General features: G+C 37.5%; 2 protein-coding genes. Both read right to left on the reverse strand.

Annotation, left to right across the window (positions count from 1 at the left end):
- Positions 1 to 19: 19 nt before the first annotated feature.
- On the reverse strand, positions 20 to 301 hold the full coding sequence (locus B0182_RS13720; RefSeq protein ID WP_078275441.1) for a DUF2523 family protein: 282 nt from the start codon (positions 299 to 301) through the stop codon (positions 20 to 22).
- Positions 302 to 313: 12 nt separating this feature from the next.
- Positions 314 to 626: virulence factor TspB C-terminal domain-related protein (locus B0182_RS14495; RefSeq protein ID WP_280522609.1), on the reverse strand; the 313-nt coding region annotated here is incomplete at its 5' end.

A 626-nucleotide genomic window follows, 5' to 3' on the forward strand; every position in this document is an offset into this window, starting at 1 on the left:
TAAATTTTTTTTGTTTTTTTTATTTTTTCATCCTGCCAAGTAATAATTTAGAGGCTGCCAAAGAAGCACGGACAACAGTCGCACCAATGACAATACTAATAGCGGTATCAAATCCACCGAGCTTTAAGATAGCAGCCATATCACCCAAAAACCCCACTTGTGATACAATCTTGCCAATATAGTAATTAAGCACGATAAGGGCGATAGAACCAGACATAAAACCAATGCCAAGACTGGTTAAGACGGTAGCACCAAGTCCAGTAAATAGACCTTGAAATAATCTAGCTAATAAACCAAACATTTTTTTAAATCCTTATTCTCTTTGTCTGCCAACAGATATAATCATTAATGCACTGATATAAGCACCTAAAATAACAGCAGACTTAATCATAGTTGCAAATCTACAAAAAGGCACATAGCTGATAACAAGGTCTTGTTTGACATTCATCCATTGTACAGGTATGCGGACATCCTGCGGACATTGTGCATTACCCAAGTTAAGCCATTTTCTTTCTGCGTATTGTCTCCAGTCTATATCATCTTCTTTAATTTCGCCAACCTCAGGCTTTTCAATCTCTGGCGGCTCTTGCTTTACCCAATCAATAAAATCACAAACAGGCTTTGCC

The sequence above is a fragment of the Moraxella bovis genome, from assembly GCF_002014975.1.
GTDB classification, from domain to species: Bacteria; Pseudomonadota; Gammaproteobacteria; order Pseudomonadales; family Moraxellaceae; genus Moraxella; species Moraxella bovis.

Bases quoted from the DNA above. Each gene is read 5' to 3' on its own strand.
- B0182_RS13720 (WP_078275441.1), bottom strand. From the start codon at position 301: ATGTTTGGTTTATTAGCTAGATTATTTCAAGGTCTATTTACTGGACTT.